The sequence below is a fragment of the Rhizobium sp. RM genome (genome assembly GCF_013390595.1).
Lineage (GTDB): Bacteria > Pseudomonadota > Alphaproteobacteria > Rhizobiales > Rhizobiaceae > Agrobacterium.
Genome location: NZ_JACAWV010000008.1, coordinates 330121 through 349042 on the forward strand (window position 1 = coordinate 330121; position 18922 = coordinate 349042).

The 18922-nt window shown below is 56.6% G+C and carries 18 protein-coding genes and 1 tRNA gene; 13 read left to right on the plus strand and 6 right to left on the minus strand.

Going from position 1 to position 18922, the window contains the following annotated elements:
• Window positions 1-101 precede the first annotated feature (101 nt).
• From HWX89_RS10490 to HWX89_RS10505, 4 genes are all read left to right on the plus strand, one after another.
• Window positions 102-2291: a TonB-dependent siderophore receptor gene (locus HWX89_RS10490; RefSeq protein ID WP_138794428.1), complete on the plus strand. Its 2190-nt coding sequence runs from the start codon at window positions 102-104 to the stop codon at window positions 2289-2291.
• 112 nt (window positions 2292-2403) lie between these two features.
• Window positions 2404-2685 carry a DUF2218 domain-containing protein gene (locus tag HWX89_RS10495; protein WP_138794429.1) on the plus strand — a complete coding sequence of 94 codons (282 nt, stop codon included), beginning with the start codon at window positions 2404-2406 and terminating at the stop codon, window positions 2683-2685.
• A gap of 108 nt (window positions 2686-2793) precedes the next feature.
• Window positions 2794-3675, plus strand: coding sequence for a helix-turn-helix domain-containing protein (locus HWX89_RS10500; protein ID WP_178340698.1), 882 nt, complete (start codon window positions 2794-2796; stop codon window positions 3673-3675).
• 89 nt (window positions 3676-3764) lie between these two features.
• Complete coding sequence (locus tag HWX89_RS10505; RefSeq protein WP_138794430.1) at window positions 3765-4157, plus strand: PRC-barrel domain-containing protein; 393 nt, start codon at window positions 3765-3767, stop codon at window positions 4155-4157.
• A gap of 72 nt (window positions 4158-4229) precedes the next feature.
• On the opposite strand, the gene HWX89_RS10510 is transcribed toward HWX89_RS10505, so the two are convergent.
• The 4 genes from HWX89_RS10510 to HWX89_RS10525 form a co-directional block, all read right to left on the minus strand.
• Window positions 4230-4472 carry a DUF982 domain-containing protein gene (locus HWX89_RS10510; RefSeq protein ID WP_138794431.1) on the minus strand — a complete coding sequence of 81 codons (243 nt, stop codon included), beginning with the start codon at window positions 4470-4472 and terminating at the stop codon, window positions 4230-4232.
• 316 nt (window positions 4473-4788) lie between these two features.
• The gene (locus tag HWX89_RS10515; protein WP_138794432.1) at window positions 4789-4947 is read right to left on the minus strand and encodes a YqaE/Pmp3 family membrane protein; all 159 of its coding nucleotides are present in this window, start codon (window positions 4945-4947) and stop codon (window positions 4789-4791) included.
• A 119-nt stretch (window positions 4948-5066) separates the two neighbouring features.
• Window positions 5067-5142, minus strand: a tRNA-Thr gene (locus HWX89_RS10520).
• A gap of 141 nt (window positions 5143-5283) precedes the next feature.
• A complete protein-coding gene (locus tag HWX89_RS10525) occupies window positions 5284-6246 on the minus strand; it encodes an NAD(P)H-dependent flavin oxidoreductase (protein ID WP_138794433.1) in 963 nt (320 codons plus the stop codon).
• A gap of 255 nt (window positions 6247-6501) precedes the next feature.
• On the opposite strand from HWX89_RS10525, the gene HWX89_RS10530 reads away from it, so the two are divergent.
• Complete coding sequence (locus tag HWX89_RS10530; RefSeq protein ID WP_138794434.1) at window positions 6502-7635, plus strand: hypothetical protein; 1134 nt, start codon at window positions 6502-6504, stop codon at window positions 7633-7635.
• 42 nt (window positions 7636-7677) lie between these two features.
• Here HWX89_RS10530 and ppk2 read toward each other — a convergent pair whose 3' ends face one another.
• Window positions 7678-8559, minus strand: coding sequence for a polyphosphate kinase 2 (ppk2, locus tag HWX89_RS10535; RefSeq protein ID WP_138794435.1), 882 nt, complete (start codon window positions 8557-8559; stop codon window positions 7678-7680).
• 208 nt (window positions 8560-8767) lie between these two features.
• Between ppk2 and phoR the strand changes: the two genes are divergently transcribed.
• The 7 genes from phoR to phoB all read left to right on the plus strand — a co-directional run bounded on the left by phoR (window position 8768) and on the right by phoB (window position 16681).
• On the plus strand, window positions 8768-10036 hold the full coding sequence (phoR, locus tag HWX89_RS10540) for a phosphate regulon sensor histidine kinase PhoR (protein WP_138794436.1): 1269 nt from the start codon (window positions 8768-8770) through the stop codon (window positions 10034-10036).
• A gap of 195 nt (window positions 10037-10231) precedes the next feature.
• Window positions 10232-11266 (plus strand): substrate-binding domain-containing protein, encoded by a 1035-nt coding sequence (locus HWX89_RS10545; protein WP_138794437.1) that lies wholly within the window; start codon window positions 10232-10234, stop codon window positions 11264-11266.
• Between the two features lie 239 nt (window positions 11267-11505).
• Window positions 11506-12990: a phosphate ABC transporter permease subunit PstC gene (pstC, locus tag HWX89_RS10550; protein ID WP_138794438.1), complete on the plus strand. Its 1485-nt coding sequence runs from the start codon at window positions 11506-11508 to the stop codon at window positions 12988-12990.
• Complete coding sequence (pstA, locus tag HWX89_RS10555; protein ID WP_138794439.1) at window positions 12987-14306, plus strand: phosphate ABC transporter permease PstA; 1320 nt, start codon at window positions 12987-12989, stop codon at window positions 14304-14306. Before pstC ends, pstA begins: the two co-directional genes overlap by 4 nt.
• A 16-nt stretch (window positions 14307-14322) precedes the next feature.
• On the plus strand, window positions 14323-15138 hold the full coding sequence (gene pstB, locus HWX89_RS10560; RefSeq protein WP_138794440.1) for a phosphate ABC transporter ATP-binding protein PstB: 816 nt from the start codon (window positions 14323-14325) through the stop codon (window positions 15136-15138).
• A gap of 103 nt (window positions 15139-15241) precedes the next feature.
• Window positions 15242-15967: a phosphate signaling complex protein PhoU gene (phoU, locus tag HWX89_RS10565; protein WP_138794441.1), complete on the plus strand. Its 726-nt coding sequence runs from the start codon at window positions 15242-15244 to the stop codon at window positions 15965-15967.
• 27 nt (window positions 15968-15994) lie between these two features.
• The gene (gene phoB, locus HWX89_RS10570; RefSeq protein ID WP_138794442.1) at window positions 15995-16681 is read left to right on the plus strand and encodes a phosphate regulon transcriptional regulator PhoB; all 687 of its coding nucleotides are present in this window, start codon (window positions 15995-15997) and stop codon (window positions 16679-16681) included.
• 68 nt (window positions 16682-16749) lie between these two features.
• Here the strand turns inward: phoB and HWX89_RS10575 are convergent, their stop codons facing one another.
• The gene (locus HWX89_RS10575; RefSeq protein ID WP_138794443.1) at window positions 16750-17283 is read right to left on the minus strand and encodes a GcrA family cell cycle regulator; all 534 of its coding nucleotides are present in this window, start codon (window positions 17281-17283) and stop codon (window positions 16750-16752) included.
• A 430-nt stretch (window positions 17284-17713) separates the two neighbouring features.
• On the opposite strand from HWX89_RS10575, the gene HWX89_RS10580 reads away from it, so the two are divergent.
• On the plus strand, window positions 17714-18916 hold the full coding sequence (locus HWX89_RS10580) for an aspartate aminotransferase family protein (RefSeq protein WP_138794444.1): 1203 nt from the start codon (window positions 17714-17716) through the stop codon (window positions 18914-18916).
• Window positions 18917-18922 lie beyond the last annotated feature (6 nt).

Genomic DNA, 18922 nt, shown 5'->3' on the forward strand with positions numbered 1-18922 from the left:
TGAACAAGCGTTCCGCCTTATTCCTGATGTAAATACTCATCTTAATGAGGTGTTGCGGCTTGTCGAAATTGTGACTGCCGCCGGTATGTTTGGGGCATGTCTTGAAAAATTTGAACGTGGCGTTTTTGAGCCGCCTGGCAACAGGCTCGGCAATCGCAATTTGCATGCTGCCTCTGTCGGCGAATGCGCAGGACACAACTGTTCTGCAGCAGATTACCGTTGAGGGGCAGGGAACGCAAAACGCCACGGGCCCGGTTAGAGGTTATGTTGCGAAAAAAACCGCGACTGGTTCCAAAACCGATACGGACACGAAGGACATACCGCAGTCTGTCTCGGTTGTCGGACGCGAGGAAATGGACAATCGCGGCGTCGTCACCAAGGTCGACGAGGTGCTACGCTACACGCCTGGCGTCACGGCCGAGCCGTTCGGTACCGATCCCGATACGGACTGGTTCTATATCCGCGGTTTTCAGGCAACTCAGACTGGCGTCTTCCTGGATGGCCTGAACCTGTTCAGCTACGGTTTCGGCGGCTTCCAGATGGATGCATATGGCCTGGAACGTGTCGAGGTTCTGAAGGGACCGGCTTCTGTCCTTTATGGCGGCGCGAACCCTGGCGGTATCGTGCAGATGGTCAGCAAGCGTCCGCAGGACGAACCGATCCGCGAAACGGAAATCGGCATCAACAATTTCGGCAATGCCTTCTTTGGGTTCGATCTTGGCGACAAGGTCGATGAGCAGGGTGTGTGGAAATACCGTGTGACCGGCAAAGTCTCCGGCGGCGACAACTACACCAACTATTCTGAAGATCTGCGCGGTTTCATCATGCCGCAGGTGACCTTCGAACCCGATGCGCAAACCAGCGCGACAGTCTATGGATATTTCTCGGCGCTCGATCAGACCCATGTTGGTAATGGCTTCCTGCCATATGTCGGCACGGTTGTGGATGCGCCCTTCGGCAAGTTGAGCCGCGAAGCATTTTATGGCGAACCTGATCTCGACAACGGACGTGTTTATCAGTCGATGGTCGGTTACGAAATCAGCCACGAATTCGACAATGGCTGGAAGCTGAGCCAGAACGCGCGTTATGGACATCTCTACAAGCGTGAAACCGGACCCTACACGGGCGGCTGGGCGAACGCGGATGCGAACGGTCAGCCGATCCTTGATGCAACCACCGGCGACTACATGCTGACGCGCTTCGGTTATGACGGTCTTTCCAAGGTGGACAGCTTCGGCATCGATAACCGTGCCGAACGCGAGTTTGACACCGGTGCGATCAGCCATTCGCTGCTTCTCGGCCTCGACTACAAATATTATAAGCTCGATCAGGTGCAGAAGTGCTGCGGGTCCAACCCGATCGGTGCGCTCAATCCTATCTACGGCTCAACACAGGGCACGAACTTTACCTACGCCGACAATGTCGTGACGCAGCAGCAGATCGGTATCTATGCGCAGGACCAGTTGCGTTTCGGCGATGGTTGGCTGGTAACCTTGAACGGTCGATATGACTACGTCGACACGGAACTCAACAATCGTCTGCCGTCCGGCGTGTCGCGCCGTTCCAACGATGACGCCCTGAGCGGTCGTGCTGGTCTCGCTTATGAGTTCGGCAATGGGCTGACACCCTATGTCTCGGCAGCGACATTCTTCAATCCGCTTATCGACACGCTGGCCGACGGCAGCGCTGCAGTGCCGGAAGAGGGGCGCCAGTTCGAGGCCGGTTTGAAATACGAGCCTACCTTCTTTGACGGCAGCATCACCGCTTCCGTCTTCAAGCTGGTTAAGCAGAATGCCATCGTGTCTTACACAGCCGGCGGTATCACCACCAGCGGCCAGTTCGGCGAGGTGGAATCCACCGGCTTCGAGCTGGAGGCGAAGGCCAATCTGAATGAGAACTGGAAGGCGATTGCGTCCTATTCTTATACGGACCTCGATATTACCAAGGATGCCAACCCCAACCTGATCGGCAAATCGCCCTGGATCGTGCCGAACCATGCGGCGTCGCTGTGGCTGGACTACGCCTTCACCAACGATGCGCTGCAGGGTCTCAGCATTGGTGGTGGCGTGCGCTATCAGGGCAAGTCCTGGGCTGACGCGGAAAATACGCTGCGTGTTCCCGATGCGGCTGTTTTCGATGCGGCTATCCGTTACGAAAAGAATGACTGGACCGCATCCGTTAACGTGTCGAACCTGTTTGACAAAGAATACGTCAAGAGCTGCGGCGGGGCTTCCGTTTGCGGTTGGGGTGACAGCCGGACGATCACCTTCAAGCTGTCGAAGAAGTGGTAAGCTAGAGCCGACCGCGCTTTGATTACCAACTCTTCATTTGAGTTTGCCTTCCCGGGCCCATAAAAGATGACTGTAAAAGTCTTGTTGAAATATCCCGGGAAGGAAACGCTTCATGCTGGAAGCCAGAGCCGAATTGAAAACCGAAAGTGGCAGCAAATATCTTGTGCAACTGTTCAAGCATTTCGCTCATAAGATCGAGGTGACCTATAACGAGGCGCATGGTGAGTGCCAGTTTGACTTCGGTGCGGCAAAACTGGATGCAGAGCCTGAAAAATTGAAGATCTTCGTTTCCGCACCCGATGCCGAGAAACTGGACCGGGCGAAATCTGTCGTCGAAAGTCACCTGCTTCGGTTCGCGTTTCGTGAGAAGGTCGAAAGCCTGAGCTGGCAGTAAGCTGCATTGGGCGGCCGCTGTTGCGGTCGCAACTTTTTTGCCGCTATAAACATGAATATTGAACTCATGTTTATAGCGCGTAATCGCGCCTGTCGGGATAGAGACGCGATGGCATTCCGCGTTCGCATGGAAAATGAAATCGAGGGCTTTGCCGTTGTCGGCGGGCCGCGCTCGCGCATGTGGAACGGTATTGTCGCCGATCTCTGGGACGTTCGCTGCGCACCCCGCGCAGGCGGTCGTTATGTTGGCAAAGACCCGCGCTTCGTCTTCTTGCTGGATATGAACGGGAAGGACGACAGCCGGTTCATGATGAACCGCTGCCGACGTGACAGCTATACGGCGTCACACGCCAACAGAATTTCTTTCGTTCCTGCCGATGTGGATGTCTATGCGGAGTTGAAGGACGTTTCCTTTGTGCGCCATCTCGATCTGCATTTCGATGCCGGATTGCTGGGGACGCGATTGTCCCAAGGGTTTGACCCGGAGGCGCTGCTCGATCCGCACCTGATGTTCGAAGACGAGCGCTTGCTGACGCTCGCCCGGCTGATCGCGGCCGAGTGTGACAATCCCGATCCGTTGCATGATCTCTACGGCGAAAGCCTGGTGCTGGCCCTGTTGACGGATTTTCTCAAGGTGAAACGCGAACCTGCCAGAAAGCGCAGCAAACTCGCTGCCTGGCAGCTCAGGGCCGCCACCGATCATATTCGCGAAAACTGCCTTCGCTCTATTCGTCTTGAGGAACTGGCGGAACTGACCAACCTGTCACAGTCGCATTTCAGCCACGCCTTCAAGGCATCGACCGGCCTGCCGCCGCACCAGTGGCAAATGCAGGCACGTATCGATCGTGTCAAAGAGTTGATGGCAAAGGCGGAGATGCCGCTGACCGACATTGCGGTTGTCGCGGGGTTCGCGGATCAAGCGCATTTTTCACGCGTATTCCGCAAGATGGTTGGCGTTTCCCCATCGACCTGGCAGCGAAGCCGCCAGTAGGCGCCGATAAAAAAAAGCCGGAACGATTTCCGGACACATGGGTTTACCAGACGTGACACCAGAGAGGAAAAATCGAAAGGAGTTACGTCATGTTGCATAACGAACCCCGCGCCGGACAGGACCCCTATGTCAAGGATACGCCGAGCCTTATCGCGAGCGATAAGGTGGAAGGCACCCGCGTTTACGGTGCCGACGGCAAACATATCGGTTCCATTCAGCGCGTCATTCTCGAAAAGCATGGTGGGCGCGTCGCTTACGCGGTCCTCAGCTTCGGTGGCTTCCTGGGAATTGGAGATGACTACTATCCGCTCCCGTGGGAAAAGCTCCACTACGATGAAGAGCTTGATGGCTACCGCATCGATCTGACCAAACAGCAGATTGAAAACGCACCGCATTTTGCTGAGCTCGACGATGCAGCGCTCCTGAATGCCAAGGACCGTAAGGTCTACGACTACTACGGCGTTTCGCCATACTGGATGTAGTGGTTACGGCAGATCGTCGGATACATGAAGAAAACGGCCCGAATGGGCCGTTTTTTATGGGTTGTCTTCTCATCAATGGGTCTTGTTTTGAACTTCAGACACCGCATCGGTGAAACATCTGCGGGCTTCCTCTGGAGACTTGCGTCCATCGAGCGCAGCTCTGCAGGCGCTTCGCGCTTTTACGAAGCTGAGCCCGCGTGTATTCGGCCAGCGCTCCGTCAGTAGTGCCAGTGCTTCCAGCGGACCAACAACCGTATTCTTGCCGCAAGCCTCAAGGTTGACTTCAACGGGTTCTGTCCATCTTTCGTTCTTCATCGTGCACCTCCCAGAGCAACGCGACACCGAAATTCATTCACAGCAACCAAAAAAGGGAACGCCGCCTTCAAGCGGGCTCCTCTTTTTAAGAATATTCGCAACTGCGCGAATTGACAACGATGACTAGCGAAATCCGAAAAACGACAATATTGCCAGCACGATGACGACGAGACCGACGATGTAAATGATCTGGTTCATGGCGTATCTCCCTTGATGCTGACTAGTAACGTGCAGGATCAAAGGATGTTCCCGGAAAGGCATAAGTCATCACTTTCTCGCGCATCGGAACGCGAGAAAGAGAGAGGCAGTTAAATGCTCATTTTCTCAGGATCACCCAGATTGCGTGGATGATGCCCGGCACATAGCCGCAGATCGTCAGAAGAATGTTAATCCAGAAATGCAGGCCAAGCCCCACCTGGAGAAAGACGCCAACGGGTGGCAGGAGAATGGCAATAAGAATTCGAATAACGTCCACGATAAACCTTTCATGTGAGCGCGTTTAACGATCAACGCATGCAGGTCACATGTGGTTTCACAGGTCTGCGAAGCAATAACGCGGAACTTGAAACAATGGAATTTTGGGGGAGGAAGAAATGGTGCCGCTTACGTGACTCGAACACGTGACCCCATCATTACGAATGATGTGCTCTACCGACTGAGCTAAAGCGGCCCGACTTGCAATCCGAAATGTCTCGGATCAGCGTCATGGCGGGCTGATACAGGCAATGCTTACGGATTTCAAGTCTTGAATGCACGAGTTTTGAAAAATCCGCAAAAGCCTTGCCTGTTCCGATGTTTAAATGACGAGCTTTCAGGCTATCGCGCAAAGGCGCTGGCGGGCGGCATGGTATTCGCCGGCCAGTCGGTCAACGAGATCTGAGACGGGTTCGATCGCCTTAACGGCGCCAATGCCCTGTCCCGCGCCCCATATATCCTTCCAGGCCTTGGCGCCCCCAGTGGCCGTTTCGAAGTCCATTTTCGAGGGATCGGCTTCCGGCAGGTTGTCTGGGTCCATGCCCGCCGCAACGATCGAGGGTTTCAGATAGTTGCCGTGAACGCCCGTGAAGTAATTCGAATAAACGATGTCGTTGGCGTGGGCCTCGACGATTGCCTGTTTGTAGGCATCGGAAGCGCGCGCTTCCTGCGTGGCGATAAAGGGTGAGCCGATATAGGCCATATCTGCCCCCATCGCCTGCGCGGCGAGGATGGAGCCGCCATTGGCGATCGCGCCGGCCAGCAACAATGGTCCATCGAACCAGGTGCGGATTTCCTGCACAAGTGCGAAGGGCGAAAGCGTACCCGCATGCCCGCCAGCACCAGCCGCAACCGCAATCAGGCCGTCTGCACCTTTGCGAATGGCGGATCGGGCGTGCCGGTCATTGATGACATCATGCAGCACGATGCCACCATAAGAATGCACAGCCGCGTTGACCTCTGGCACTGCCCCAAGCGAGGAAATCACGATAGGCACCTTGTATTTCACACACAGACCGAGATCGTGCTCCAGGCGCCGGTTCGACATGTGAACGATCTGATTGACCGCGAAGGGGGCGGCGGGTCGATCCGGATTGGCCTTGTTATGGGCAGCCAGTTCCTCGGTGATCATGGCCAGCCATTCGTCGAGCTGGCTTTCCGGCCGGGCATTGAGAGCGGGAAACGCGCCGATGATACCCGCCTTGCATTGCGCCAGCGTCAGTTGCGGATGTGAAATGATGAAAAGCGGTGAAGCAATGACCGGAAGACGCAGATTGTCTTTCAGTACGGACGGTAACATATTTCCTCCCATGAATTACGTTTACGCGCACGTAAGTATTATCGTGCCCGATCAGGGAATGAAAGCGAAAACACAAACGGCATGGTGATTGCCGAACATCTGCGGTCACCACGCCACAATGAACGGTTTTTCCCATTGCCTTTCGACCTTTATCCCAAAGGGTGCTTGCGGACGCGGCACTTAGACGTTACCGAATCCTGAATAGAATGGCGCAATGCCGCAAATTTTTGCAAGGCAGCAGAACAAGGATCGGGCGTGAGCGGACTCGAAACGGCAATCAGAAATGCTCTGGAGAAATCGGACAGATCGAACGCCGAAGTTCGTGCGCGGATTTATCAGTCCTCAAGGCAGGCACTTGAGGCAGGTTTGCGCAAGCAGGGCATAGACGACCCGCAGGTGGTAGCCCAGCAGCGCCAGCGCCTGGAAACGCTTATCCATGTGATCGAAAACGAAGAGCGCAATCGCCTTCTCGATGCTGTTGAACGGCAATTGAAGCCTCAGCCGCATGATCATGACAATGCAGCGCATGCCAAGCCGGCCGATCAAGAGCAGCACGACGAGATTTCGGTTGAGCCGGAACTGCGCGGCGAAACGCGGGATGCCACACCTGTTGCTCCACATGTGGAGACACTCCGGGCTGAACCGCGAACGGTAGCATCGCCGGTGAAAAACAAGCGCACGGGTGACGGTTCGCTTGCCTTTCGGCCAGAGGGTGCTGTACCGCGCAAGAAACGGCGTGGATTTTTTACGAAATTTTTCGTGATGGTGACGCTCCTTGCCTTTGCCGGCATGGGCGCGTGGTGGGTTTACTCTTCCGGTCTGCTGTTGTCGCCGGAGCAGCGGGATACGAGTGTGCCCAACCCGCCGGCAGAAGTTCAGTCGGAAGATTTTACCGGCACGGAACCGGCGCCAAGTCTTTCCGCAGGTCGTGGTTTTTCAGATGACTGGGTTGAATTGTTCAACGCAGAGCGCGGTGCTGCCGGCATTCAGGCAGGCAGCAGGGCCGGTATCGAAAGTATCGCCACGCCTGCAGGCAAGGCGGTACGCGTGACATCCAGATCCACGTCGCAGGACGGCAGTGTCAGCGTCGAGGTTCCAGTCGAGGTGCTGAGAGATATGGCGGGCAAGTCCTCGACTATATCGATCACCATGCAATCGTCCACCGACCGGCAGACCCAGGTCTCCATTGTTTGCGATTTCGCAACGTTGGGCGATTGTTCGCGTCACCGCTTCACGGCAACGGCAGAGCGGGCCGACATGCTGTTGAATGCGACCTTCGAACGGTCTCTGGCCCCCAACGCACCGGGACGTATCTTCATCAACAGCGACATCGACGGCAATGGCCGGTCGATCAACGTCTACTCGGTCCGTATTCTGCCAGGTCAATAAGAGAAAAGCGCCGAACGGCGCTCTTTCGCTTTGCAAGCTTGGCTATTTCAGAAAGCCCGGTCCTGATCCGAGGATTTTGCCGTCGATCTCGCCGATCGCTTTTTTATCTTTGCCGTCATAATCAAGTGCGCTCAGAATATGACGGATGAGATTGACGCGGGCCCGCCGTTTGTCGTTGGCCCGTACCACAGTCCAGGGCGCGACATCCGTGTGGGTCTTTTCCAACATCTCGTCGCGTTTGGCCGTGTAATCATCCCATTTTGTCAGCGCGGCAATATCCATGTCTGACAGTTTCCAGCACTTCAGCGGGCTGTGCCGGCGATCATGAAAACGGTCGAGCTGTGTTTCGCGGCCGATGTCGAGCCAGAATTTGAACAGATAGATCCCCTCATGGGCGAGCATCTTTTCCATCCGTGGCGTTTCCTTCAGGAACCGCTTGTACTCATCCGGCGTGCAAAAGCCCATCACCGGTTCGACACCGGCGCGGTTGTACCAGGATCTGTCGAAGAGAACGAGTTCACCAGCCGTCGGGAAGTGCGAGATGTAACGCTGGAAGTACCATTGCCCACGTTCTGTTTCCGTGGGTTTTGGCAGCGCAACCACGCGCGCATAGCGCGGATTGAGGTAGGAGCGGGTGGCGAAGATCGCCCCGCCTTTTCCGGCCGCATCACGTCCTTCAAAAACGGAGAGAATGCGTTTGCCGGTCGCCTGTAACCAGAACTGAACCTTGACGAGTTCTATCTGTAGCGCTTCGAGCGTCTCATCGTATTCGTCCTGCTTCATTTTCTTGTCGTAGGGGAAGCCGCCAGATGAAAGCTTTTTGCTCTCCACCCAATCCGGGAGGACGGGATTGTCGATATCGAAGACGCGTGTCTTTCCGTCAATCGTCAGTTCGACCGACCGATCTTTCACTTCTGTTCCCATGCTCGCTCCCTTCATCGCACTATGAATGCTTTGTCCGGCAATGAGTTCACATTCGCACACGGAATTCAAGCGCGGGAAGCGGGATATGTTGCCGGCTTAATTTCGTGGATATAGGCTGTGAAACACGTGTCGTGATGAATATCTGTCATAAAGCTGGCATATGAGATTTCGATTGCGTCATTGAGCGAGAATCGGAAAGCAGGCGAAAATGGCATCTATGGAAGGTGAGGAGAGGGGCGGGCATTTGTGGTGGAAGTTGCGCCATAGCTGGATGCCGATCCTTATCGTCACCATGCTTGCCATCGTCGCCCTTTTTGAGCTGCATTCGCCATATCTTCCTGCCGCGTTGTGGCTTGGCGCCGTCATTGCCATCCTGCTTGTCGCTAAAAGCAAAAAGCGCGACCTTGTCATCGAAGAGGAAGCCCCTGTTGTCGAAGAGCGGGAAGAGGTCGGTGAAAATGTCATTGCCGGTGTAAGGGCGGGTTTGGCCGTTCTCGATACGCCCATTTTTATTTTGGACAAGAACACGGCTATCCTGTTTCAGAACGGGGCTGCGGAACGGGCTTTCGGTGCTTTGCCTGTTGGCGCGCATATTTCGGCAAGACTCCGCTCACCTGGTCTGCTTGACGCCATCCGCGAAACCGTGGCGACCGGTCAGCCTAACCAGATCGAACATTTCGAGCGGCTGCCGTCCGAACGGGTTTTCATCGCACGGATTGCCGTTGCCGATGTGCAGAAGGGTGTTGGGCCTGCATTCTACATACTCTCGTTCCGCGATGTCTCGGAACTGCGTCGCATCGACCGCATGCGCAGCGATTTTGTCGCCAATGCGAGCCATGAGTTGCGCACCCCGCTGGCTTCTCTGCGCGGTTTCATCGAAACCATGCAAGGCCCGGCGCGCAATGATCCCAAGGCCCAGGAACGCTTCCTTGCGATCATGCTGGATCAGTCCACCAGAATGGCCAGATTGGTGGACGACCTCATGTCGTTGTCGCGGCTTGAATTGCGCGCCAACATCGCCCCCGATCAGAAGGTCGATCTCGTGTCCGTCATCGGCCATGTCAGGGACGCACTCTTGCCTCTGGCGAAAGATCTCGACATGACCATCAATCTGCACCTGCCTGACCATCCGGTTGAGGTGGATGGTGACCGTGACGAGTTGGTGCAGGTTTTCCAGAACCTCGTTGAAAACGCTTGTAAATACGGCCAGGAAGGCAAAATTGTCGATGTCTGGTTGCGTGCCGAGCCGGGAAGCCCGGTCGAGGTAAGCGTTGTCGACAAGGGGCCGGGCATTCCGGCCGAGCATGTCCCGCGACTGACCGAGCGTTTTTATCGTGTCAGCGTTGCTGACAGCCGCTCCAAAAAGGGGACCGGACTGGGGCTTGCCATCGTTAAGCATATCCTTACCCGCCACCGCGCCCGCCTCATTATCAAGTCCGAGCTGGACGTCGGAACCGACTTTACCGTCAGATTCTGACATAAAAGACGCCGTGATTGTAGTTTAATTCAAGAAAATCATTAAAATTCAAAAGCATAGCGTGTCACAAATCTTTTATGCAAATGACATAAAAGGATGTGGCTACGGTGGTTAAGAAGAGGTCGCCGAGCGCAAGCTACGAGCGAATGCCGCTATCGGCTGCGTCCACAAACAAGCCCACGATGGGAGAGACAAATGAATATCGTTAAATTTTCCGCAGCAGCCCTGGTGGCCTCTGTCGCCTTTGCTGGCGCCGCCGCTGCTCGCGACCAGATCCAGGTTGCTGGTTCTTCCACAGTTCTGCCCTACGCAAAGATCGTTGCTGAAACCTTCGCTGAAACCTTCCCGAACTTTAAGGCTCCGGTTGTTGAGTCTGGCGGTACGGGCGGTGGTCTCAAGGCATTCTGCTCGGGCGTTGGCGAAGGCACGATCGATATTGCCAATGCTTCGCGCGCCATCAAGGCTGACGAACTGGCTGCCTGCAAGGCAGCTGGCGTGACCGACGTTCAGGAAGTCAAGATCGGTTACGACGGCATCGTTTTCGCCATGGACAAGTCCAACCCGGACGTAAAGCTTGAGCCTAAGGACCTTTACCTCGGCCTCGCTGCGGAAGTTGTGAAGGACGGCAAGCTCGTTGCCAACCCTTACAAGAAGTGGTCTGAAATCAACAAGGAACTGCCGGATGTAGCGATCGCCGCTTACATCCCTGGCTCCAAGCACGGCACGCGCGAAGTCTTCGAAGAGAAGATCATGGCTGACGGCTGCAAGGAAGCTGGCGCAACCGACGTTATCAAGGGTCTGGTTTCCGACGCCAAGCAGGCTGCCGCCAAGTGCGTAGCTGTTCGTAAGGACGGCGCTGCTGTTGATATCGACGGCGACTACACCGAGACCCTCGCTCGCATCGACGCCAACAAGACCGGCCTCGGCGTATTTGGTCTGGCTTTCTACGAAAACAACGCTGACCGCCTCAAGGTTGCGACCGTAAGCGGTGTTGTTCCGTCAACCGAGACTGTTGCCAGCGGCAAGTATCCGGTTTCGCGCCCGCTGTTCTTCTACGTGAAGAAGGCTCACCTCGGCGTTATCCCTGGCCTCAAGGAATATGTTGAGTTCTTCGTTTCGGACGAGATGATCGGCCCTGACTCTCCGCTCGCCAACTATGGCCTGGTTGCAGCTCCGGACGCAGAGCGTGAAGAAATCCGCTCGAAGTTCGGCGCCGGCTCCACGATGTAATAAGGCTGAAGGGCGCGGCATGTCCGCGCCCTTCGCTTCGTTTGTCCTCGGTTGACAGTTCCTATTCATCATTGCGTGCATGATTTCAGATGGATAGGACGTATCAACCTTGACGTCTGTCCGGCTTTCCTAGAGGGAGGCGGCAGGCTTTCAAAGGATGATCCAGCAGTCTCCTTTTTGATGACTTTAAATTTGCCCGATATCGCACCGTGCCTTTGAGGCACGCCGAGGGAACTCTAATGAACACATCCATTCTTTTGCTGGTACTGGCGCTGATCGGCATCGGCAGTTATCTGCTTGGCAGTCGCCGGGCCGTTGCGCTTTCTGGGGGGCGTCCCTCCAGTATGCATTCCCGTGCTGGCTATCACGGTTCTTACGCTGTCGTCTGGGCTGTTTTGCCCGCAGCGCTCATCCTCGCAGTCTGGCTTGTGATCAGCCCATTGGTGGTCACGTCAGCCGTGCGCGGCGGATTTCCTGAAGATGTGCGTGCGCAGCCTGAAGCGCAGCAGAGCCTGACCTATGGCATGGTAACGTCGATTGCACGTGGTCTGCAGAGATTGAACACTGAGGAACTGGCGCAGGTCGAAGCGGATACTGCCGCTACCCGTCCGTTGCTGGCGTCCAAGGGTGTCGCGATTGCTGGCGACCCAGAGCGCTACATGATCGATGCCGCACACACACTCAATGGCATGACGTCGACCAGCCGGTTGGTGATGATCGTTGTGGTGCTGGCAGCAGCATTGGCTGGCGGCGCATATGCGCTTCGGTCCATCGCGCCGCGTTTCAGAGCGCGCAATCAGGTCGAGAAGGTCATTCTTGCCTCCTTGCTGGTTGCCTCTTCGATCGCCATCCTGACGACCATCGGCATCGTACTTTCGATGCTGACGGAAGCCATCCAGTTCTTCACCATGGTCCCGGCGCACGAATTTTTCTTCGGCACGGTCTGGGACCCGCGTTTTGCAGCAGCTGGTGCCACGGATAGTTCCGGTCAGTTCGGTCTGATCCCGCTGCTCGCAGGGACACTTTATATCGGCTTCGTCGCGATGCTTGTCGCCGTTCCGGTTGGCCTCTTCTCGGCAATCTACATGTCGGAATATGCCGGACCGAAGCTGCGTTCGGTCGCAAAGCCCTTGCTTGAGGTTCTCGCCGGCATTCCCACGATCGTTTACGGCTTTTTCGCCCTGACGACGGTCGGACCGTTCCTGCGCGATATTTCCGCGCAGATCAACGGCCTTGCCACCGGCAACTACACGAACTTCATTCAGGCGCAGAGCGTTCTGACGGCCGGTTTCGTCATGGGCATCATGCTGATCCCTTACGTCTCGTCCCTGTCGGACGATATCATCACCGCCGTGCCGCGTTCGCTCCGTGATGGTTCGCTGGGCCTCGGTGCGACCCGCTCGGAAACGGTCAAGAAGGTTATTCTTCCGGCTGCTCTTCCAGGTATCGTCGGCGCACTTCTGATGACGGCCTCTCGCGCCATCGGTGAAACCATGATCGTGGTTCTCGCCGCCGGTGTTGCTGCCCGCCTGCAGATCAATCCTCTTGAGCCGATGACCACCGTCACCGTGAAGATCGTCAGCCAGTTGACGGGCGACCTCGAGTTCACCTCGCCACAAACGCTGGTCGCCTTCGCGCTCGGCATCACGCTTTTTGCCATCACGCTATGCCTCAATATCTATGCGCTCTACATCGTGCGCAAATACCGGGAGCAGTATGAATGACCGACATCGTTTCTCCCGCAACCGGCGGTGCCACAAGTGTACCGGCCCGGCGTGATATCGGCATCAAGCGCCGTTATGCCGCAGAACGTCGCTTCCGTGCCTATGGAATGGCAGCAATTTCCTTCGGTCTGATCTTCCTGTTCCTGCTTCTTTGGTCGGTTGTCGGCAAGGGATACACGGCTTTCCAGCAGACGATGATCACTGTGCCGGTGGAATTCTCCGAGCAGATCATCGATCCCAAGAACGAGCGTGCGACCAATCCGACGAAGCTCATGACCGCCAACTACCCGGTGATCGCCCGTGATGCGGTTGCCAAGGTTCTTGGAGTGGCTCCGACGGACCGCGCGGGTCTGCGTGCTGTCAACGCCATGATTTCGGACAGCGTCCGCACCCAGTTGCGTGACATTGTCACCGCTGATCCCTCGATCATCGGCACGACGCGAAATGTGACGCTGCTCGCCTCTGGCGATGTCGACAGCGCCTTCAAGGGTCAGGTCGACCTGACGGTGGACGAAAACAACCGCCGCGTTTCGAACCAGCAGCTTGGCTGGATGAATCAGCTCGTTGAGAGCGGCCAGCTTGCCAAGCATTTCAACACGGGCATTTTCGTCAACGGCGCGTCGAGCCGTCCGGAAGCTGCCGGTGTCGGCGTGGCGCTGATCGGCTCTTTCTACATGATGATGATCGTTCTCGTGCTGTCGTTGCCGATTGGCGTTGCAGCCTCGATCTATCTCGAGGAGTTTGCACCGAAAAACCGCCTGACGGATCTTATCGAGGTGAACATCAACAACCTCGCGGCTGTTCCTTCGATCGTTTATGGTCTGCTTGGTCTCTCGGTCTTCATCAACTTCATGGGCTTTCCGCGCTCGGCCTCGCTGGTCGGCGGTCTCGTCCTGACATTGATGACGCTGCCAACCATCATTATCGCGACCCGCGCTGCCCTCAAGGCTGTGCCGCCGTCCATTCGCGCCGCTGCCCTTGGTCTTGGCGCATCGAAGATGCAGACGATCTTCCACCACGTGCTGCCGCTTGCCATGCCTGGCATTCTGACCGGCACGATCATCGGCCTCGCACACGCCCTTGGCGAAACGGCGCCGCTGCTTTTGATCGGCATGGTGGCCTTCGTTGCGAACTACCCGACGACGCCGCTCGATCCTTCGACGGCACTGCCGGTACAGATTTACATGTGGGCGAACGAAGCAGAGCGTGCCTTTGTCGAAAGAACATCTGGCGCTATCATCATCCTGCTCCTGTTCCTCATCGTCATGAATGTTGGCGCAATCCTGTTGCGTCGCCGCTTCGAACGGCGCTGGTAAAGGGAGCTAGAAAGCTATGAACATGTTGTCGGAAGCAGCAGTTGAAAAGGCGCTGGACAAGAAAATGAATGAAGTTTCGTACAAGATGATTGGCAAGGACGTTTCGGTTTTCTACGGCGAAAAGCGTGCGCTTTACGACGTGAACCTGAATGTCCGCGAAAATACCGTTACTGCGCTTATTGGTCCGTCCGGTTGCGGAAAATCCACCTTCCTGCGCACCCTGAACCGCATGAACGATACGATCGATGGCTGTAAGGTCACCGGCAAGATCACGCTCGATACGGATGATATCTACGATCCGGCAATCGACGTGGTGGAACTGCGTGCTCGTGTCGGCATGGTGTTCCAGAAGCCGAACCCGTTCCCGAAGTCGATCTACGAAAACATTGCTTACGGTCCGCGTATCCATGGCCTCGCCCGTAACAAGGCGGATATGGACCAGATCATCGAGTCCAGCCTGCAGAAGGCCGGTCTGTGGAATGAGGTGAAGGATCGTCTGCATGAATCCGGTACGGGTCTGTCCGGCGGTCAGCAGCAGCGCCTTTGCATCGCACGCGCAGTTGCCGTGTCCCCGGAAGTGATCCTCATGGACGAGCCTTGCTCGGCCCTCGACCCGATCGCTACCGCCAAGGTCGAGGAACTGATCCATGAGCTGCGTGCCAACTTCACGATCGTGATCGTGACCCACTCCATGCAGCAGGCCGCTCGCGTCTCGCAGCGCACCGCTATGTTCCATCTTGGCCATCTGGTCGAGGAGAACGAAACGGACAAGATGTTCACCAACCCGGATGACCAGCGCACGCAGGACTACATCATGGGCCGCTTCGGCTGATTGTCCGCCCAGCGCCTCAGAGAAACCGAACAAGTTTGGCGCCTCCGTTCTGCCACCCGCCATCGGCGGGTGAAAACGGAAGGCAAAGCCCAGGGACGAGATCATGACACAGACAACGACGCATTCGCATATCATGTCGGTTTACGACGACGAGTTGAAATTCCTCAGCCGCCGGATTGCCGAAATGGGCGGCCTGGCGGAGCAGATGTGCGCGGACGCCGTTCGCGCCCTTGTCAATTCCGATGCGGCATTGGCGCAGAAGGTGATTTCCGACGACGCGATCCTTGACCACGCCGAGCGTGAAATCGGCGACAAGGCCATCGTCACCATCGCCAAGCGTCAGCCAATGGCTGCCGACCTGCGCGAAATCATCGGTACGCTGCGCATTGCGGCGGATCTTGAGCGCGTCGGCGATCTCGGCAAAAACACCGCCAAGCGCGTGATTGCCGTTGCAGGAACCGGTGTTCCACGCAAGCTGGCTCGCGGCCTCGAACATCTCTCCGAGCTTGCCCTCGTGCAGCTCAAGGAAGTTCTCGATGTTTATTCGACACGTTCGGCTGAGAAGGCGCAGGCCATCCGCGAACGCGATGAAGAAATCGACGCGATGTACACCTCGCTCTTCCGCGAGCTGCTGACCTACATGATGGAAGATCCGCGCAACATCACGACCTGCACGCATCTTCTGTTCTGCGCCAAGAACATCGAACGTATCGGCGACCATGCGACCAATATCGCCGAGACGATCTACTACATGACCACCGGCAGCCAGCCGGAAGGTGAGCGTCCGAAGGACGATAGTTCCAACACTCTCGGTTCCGTGACCGAGTAACAGACCGGCAGACCTGCGGAGTTCAGTATGGTACCGAAGATTGCAGTTGTTGAAGATGAAGAGGCGCTGAGCGTTCTGCTTCGTTACAATCTTGAGGCTGAGGGTTACGACGTCGACACGATACCGCGTGGCGATGAGGCCGAGATCAGATTGCAGGAGCGGGTTCCCGACCTCCTGATCCTGGACTGGATGTTGCCTGGCGTCTCCGGTATCGAACTGTGCCGCCGGTTGAGGATGCGGGCGGAAACCGAACGTTTGCCGATCATCATGCTGACAGCGCGTGGCGAAGAAAGCGAACGCGTTCGCGGTCTCGCCACAGGCGCGGATGACTATGTGGTGAAACCCTTCTCCACGCCGGAACTGATGGCACGCGTCAAGGCGATGCTGCGTCGCGCCCGCCCAGAGGTTTTGTCGTCAGTCCTGAAATGCGGCGACATCGAACTGGATCGGGAAACGCACCGCGTGCATCGCAAGACGCGTGAAGTGCGCCTGGGACCGACCGAGTTCCGTCTTCTGGAATTCCTGATGACATCGCCGGGTCGTGTTTTCTCCCGTTCGCAGTTGCTGGATGGCGTCTGGGGTCACGATATCTATGTGGACGAACGGACCGTTGACGTCCACGTTGGCCGTCTGCGCAAGGCGCTCAATTTTTCGAACATGCAGGATGTCATCCGCACGGTACGTGGCGCCGGTTATTCCATGGAAGCGGCATAATCCAACATCACATACCAGAAACGAAAAACGGGCCGTAAGGCCCGTTTTTTTATTCCGTGTTGTTCCACTTATGCCTTGCGGCGTTCGCTGACAGGCTGGTAGGCGAGCTTCGCATGAAACTTGCAGTAGGGCGAAGATTCCAGGGCTTCGCAGCCACAGAAATGGAAGTCGTCCTTCAGCGGATCGCCAACCGGCCACTTGCAGGTGCGCTCGGTCAATTCCGTCAGCGTCAGGCGGCGCGAGGCCGGCGTAACGATATCGCGCGAAGGAACGTATTCGAGCACCTGAGCTGTCTCGATATCCATCTCTTCGTGAAGGGCTGTCGCAACGCTGGCGCGTGCCACGGTCCGAACCGGCGTGGTGTTGACGCGGGCGGTGTAGGTTGCCGTACGAGGTGCCGCTGGTGCCGTACGCTTCGGTGCAGAGCGCGCCGATGTTACGGTTCCGCCAGCCTTGGCGCGGCCCGGGAGATTGAGACGGTGAACCTTGCCGATAACGGCGTTACGGCTTACACCACCCAACTGTGCCGCTATCTGGCTGGCACTGAGGCCCTCGGACCAAAGTTTCTTGAGTTTTTCGACTCGTTCATCCGTCCAGTTCATGCCGCTTCTCCGCTCGTCGCGTCTATTTCGGCAGAATCCTTCTCCATCTCGCGAGCGCACTCCGAGTGTCAATTCCGCCGGATTTTTGGTGACTAGTTCCGCCGCAATGCAGTCTAGTAATTGACGATTAACCTAGTGTGAGGCTGACTCCGTGGCAAGAGTCGCGGGAATCATCTGGAATCGATTTTCCGGTTTTCCCCAACTTGCTGTTCAGGAGAGTCCGAAAGGCAACACCTTGTGGTTCGGTCACGTGTTCCCACTATGACTTGGGAACGCCGGAAAATGAGGACTTTTGTTGACATCGGCAGTTGAAGTGACAATAGTGCCCCAGCCGCCGCAAGGCGGCATTTTTGATTTTCAGGCAAGGCATAACCTTGTCCACCTATTGACAACGATATGAAAGCGCATTTGCGCAAGGAGTGATGCAGCCATGGCCGACGCCAACGCGCCATTGTTTGATACGTTTTCAAGAGCGCCGCTGCGTTTCGAACGCGGTGAGGGCGTCTGGCTGTTCACGGAAAGCGGCGAGCGATATCTCGATTTTGCGGCCGGTGTTGCTGTCAATTCCTTGGGGCATGCCCATCCGCATCTCGTCGAGGCTATCAAGACGCAGGCTGAAAAGGTCTGGCACGTTTCCAACCTTTATGAAGTGCCGGGACAGGAAAAGCTCGCAAAGCGCCTGACCGAAGCAACATTTGCTGACAAGGTGTTCTTCACCAACTCCGGTGCCGAAGCGCTGGAATGTGCCATCAAGACTGCACGCCGTTATCACTACTCCAAGGGCCACCCGGAAAAGTTCCGCATCGTCACCTTTGAGGGTGCGTTCCACGGCCGTACGCTGGCAACAATCGCTGCAGGCGGGCAGCAGAAATATCTCGAAGGTTTCGGCCCCAAGGTTGAAGGTTTCAATCAGGTACCGTTCGGTGATCTCGAGGCCTTGAAAGCCGTTATCACCAATGAGACGGCAGCCTTGCTGATCGAACCGATCCAGGGCGAGGGCGGCATTCGCGCGCCCAGCAAGGAACTCCTGCAGACGCTTCGTGATCTGTGCAACGAACACGGCATGCTTCTGATCTTTGATGAGGTTCAGACGGGTGTTGGACGTACCGGCAAACTGTTTGCCTACGAGTGGACTGGCGTTGCGCCTGACATCATGGCTGTTGCAAAGGGTATTGGGGGCGGCTTCCCGCTCGGCGCTTGCCTTGCGACGGCTGATGCGGCTTCCGGCATGACCGCAGGCGTGCACGGCACGACCTATGGCGGCAATCCGCTCGCCATGGCCGTCGGCAATGCTGTACTGGACGTTGTTCTTGCAGACGGCTTCCTTGAACGCGTGCGTGATGTCGCGCTGGTGTTCCGTCAGGGGCTTGCTTCGCTCAAGGATCGCTTCCCCGACGTGATCGAGGAAATCCGTGGCGAAGGTTTGCTTCTCGGCATCAAGGCGCGCGTACCATCAGGCGAATTGCTGCAGGCGATGCGAGCAGAGCATCTGCTCGGCGTGCCTGCGGGCGACAACGTGGTGCGCCTTCTGCCGCCGCTTGTTACCACGGCGGAAGAAGCGCGAGAGGGTCTTTCGCGTATCGAAACGGCTGCCGCCTCTCTGACAGCGGCAAAGCAGGCGAAGATCGCCTGACAAGGG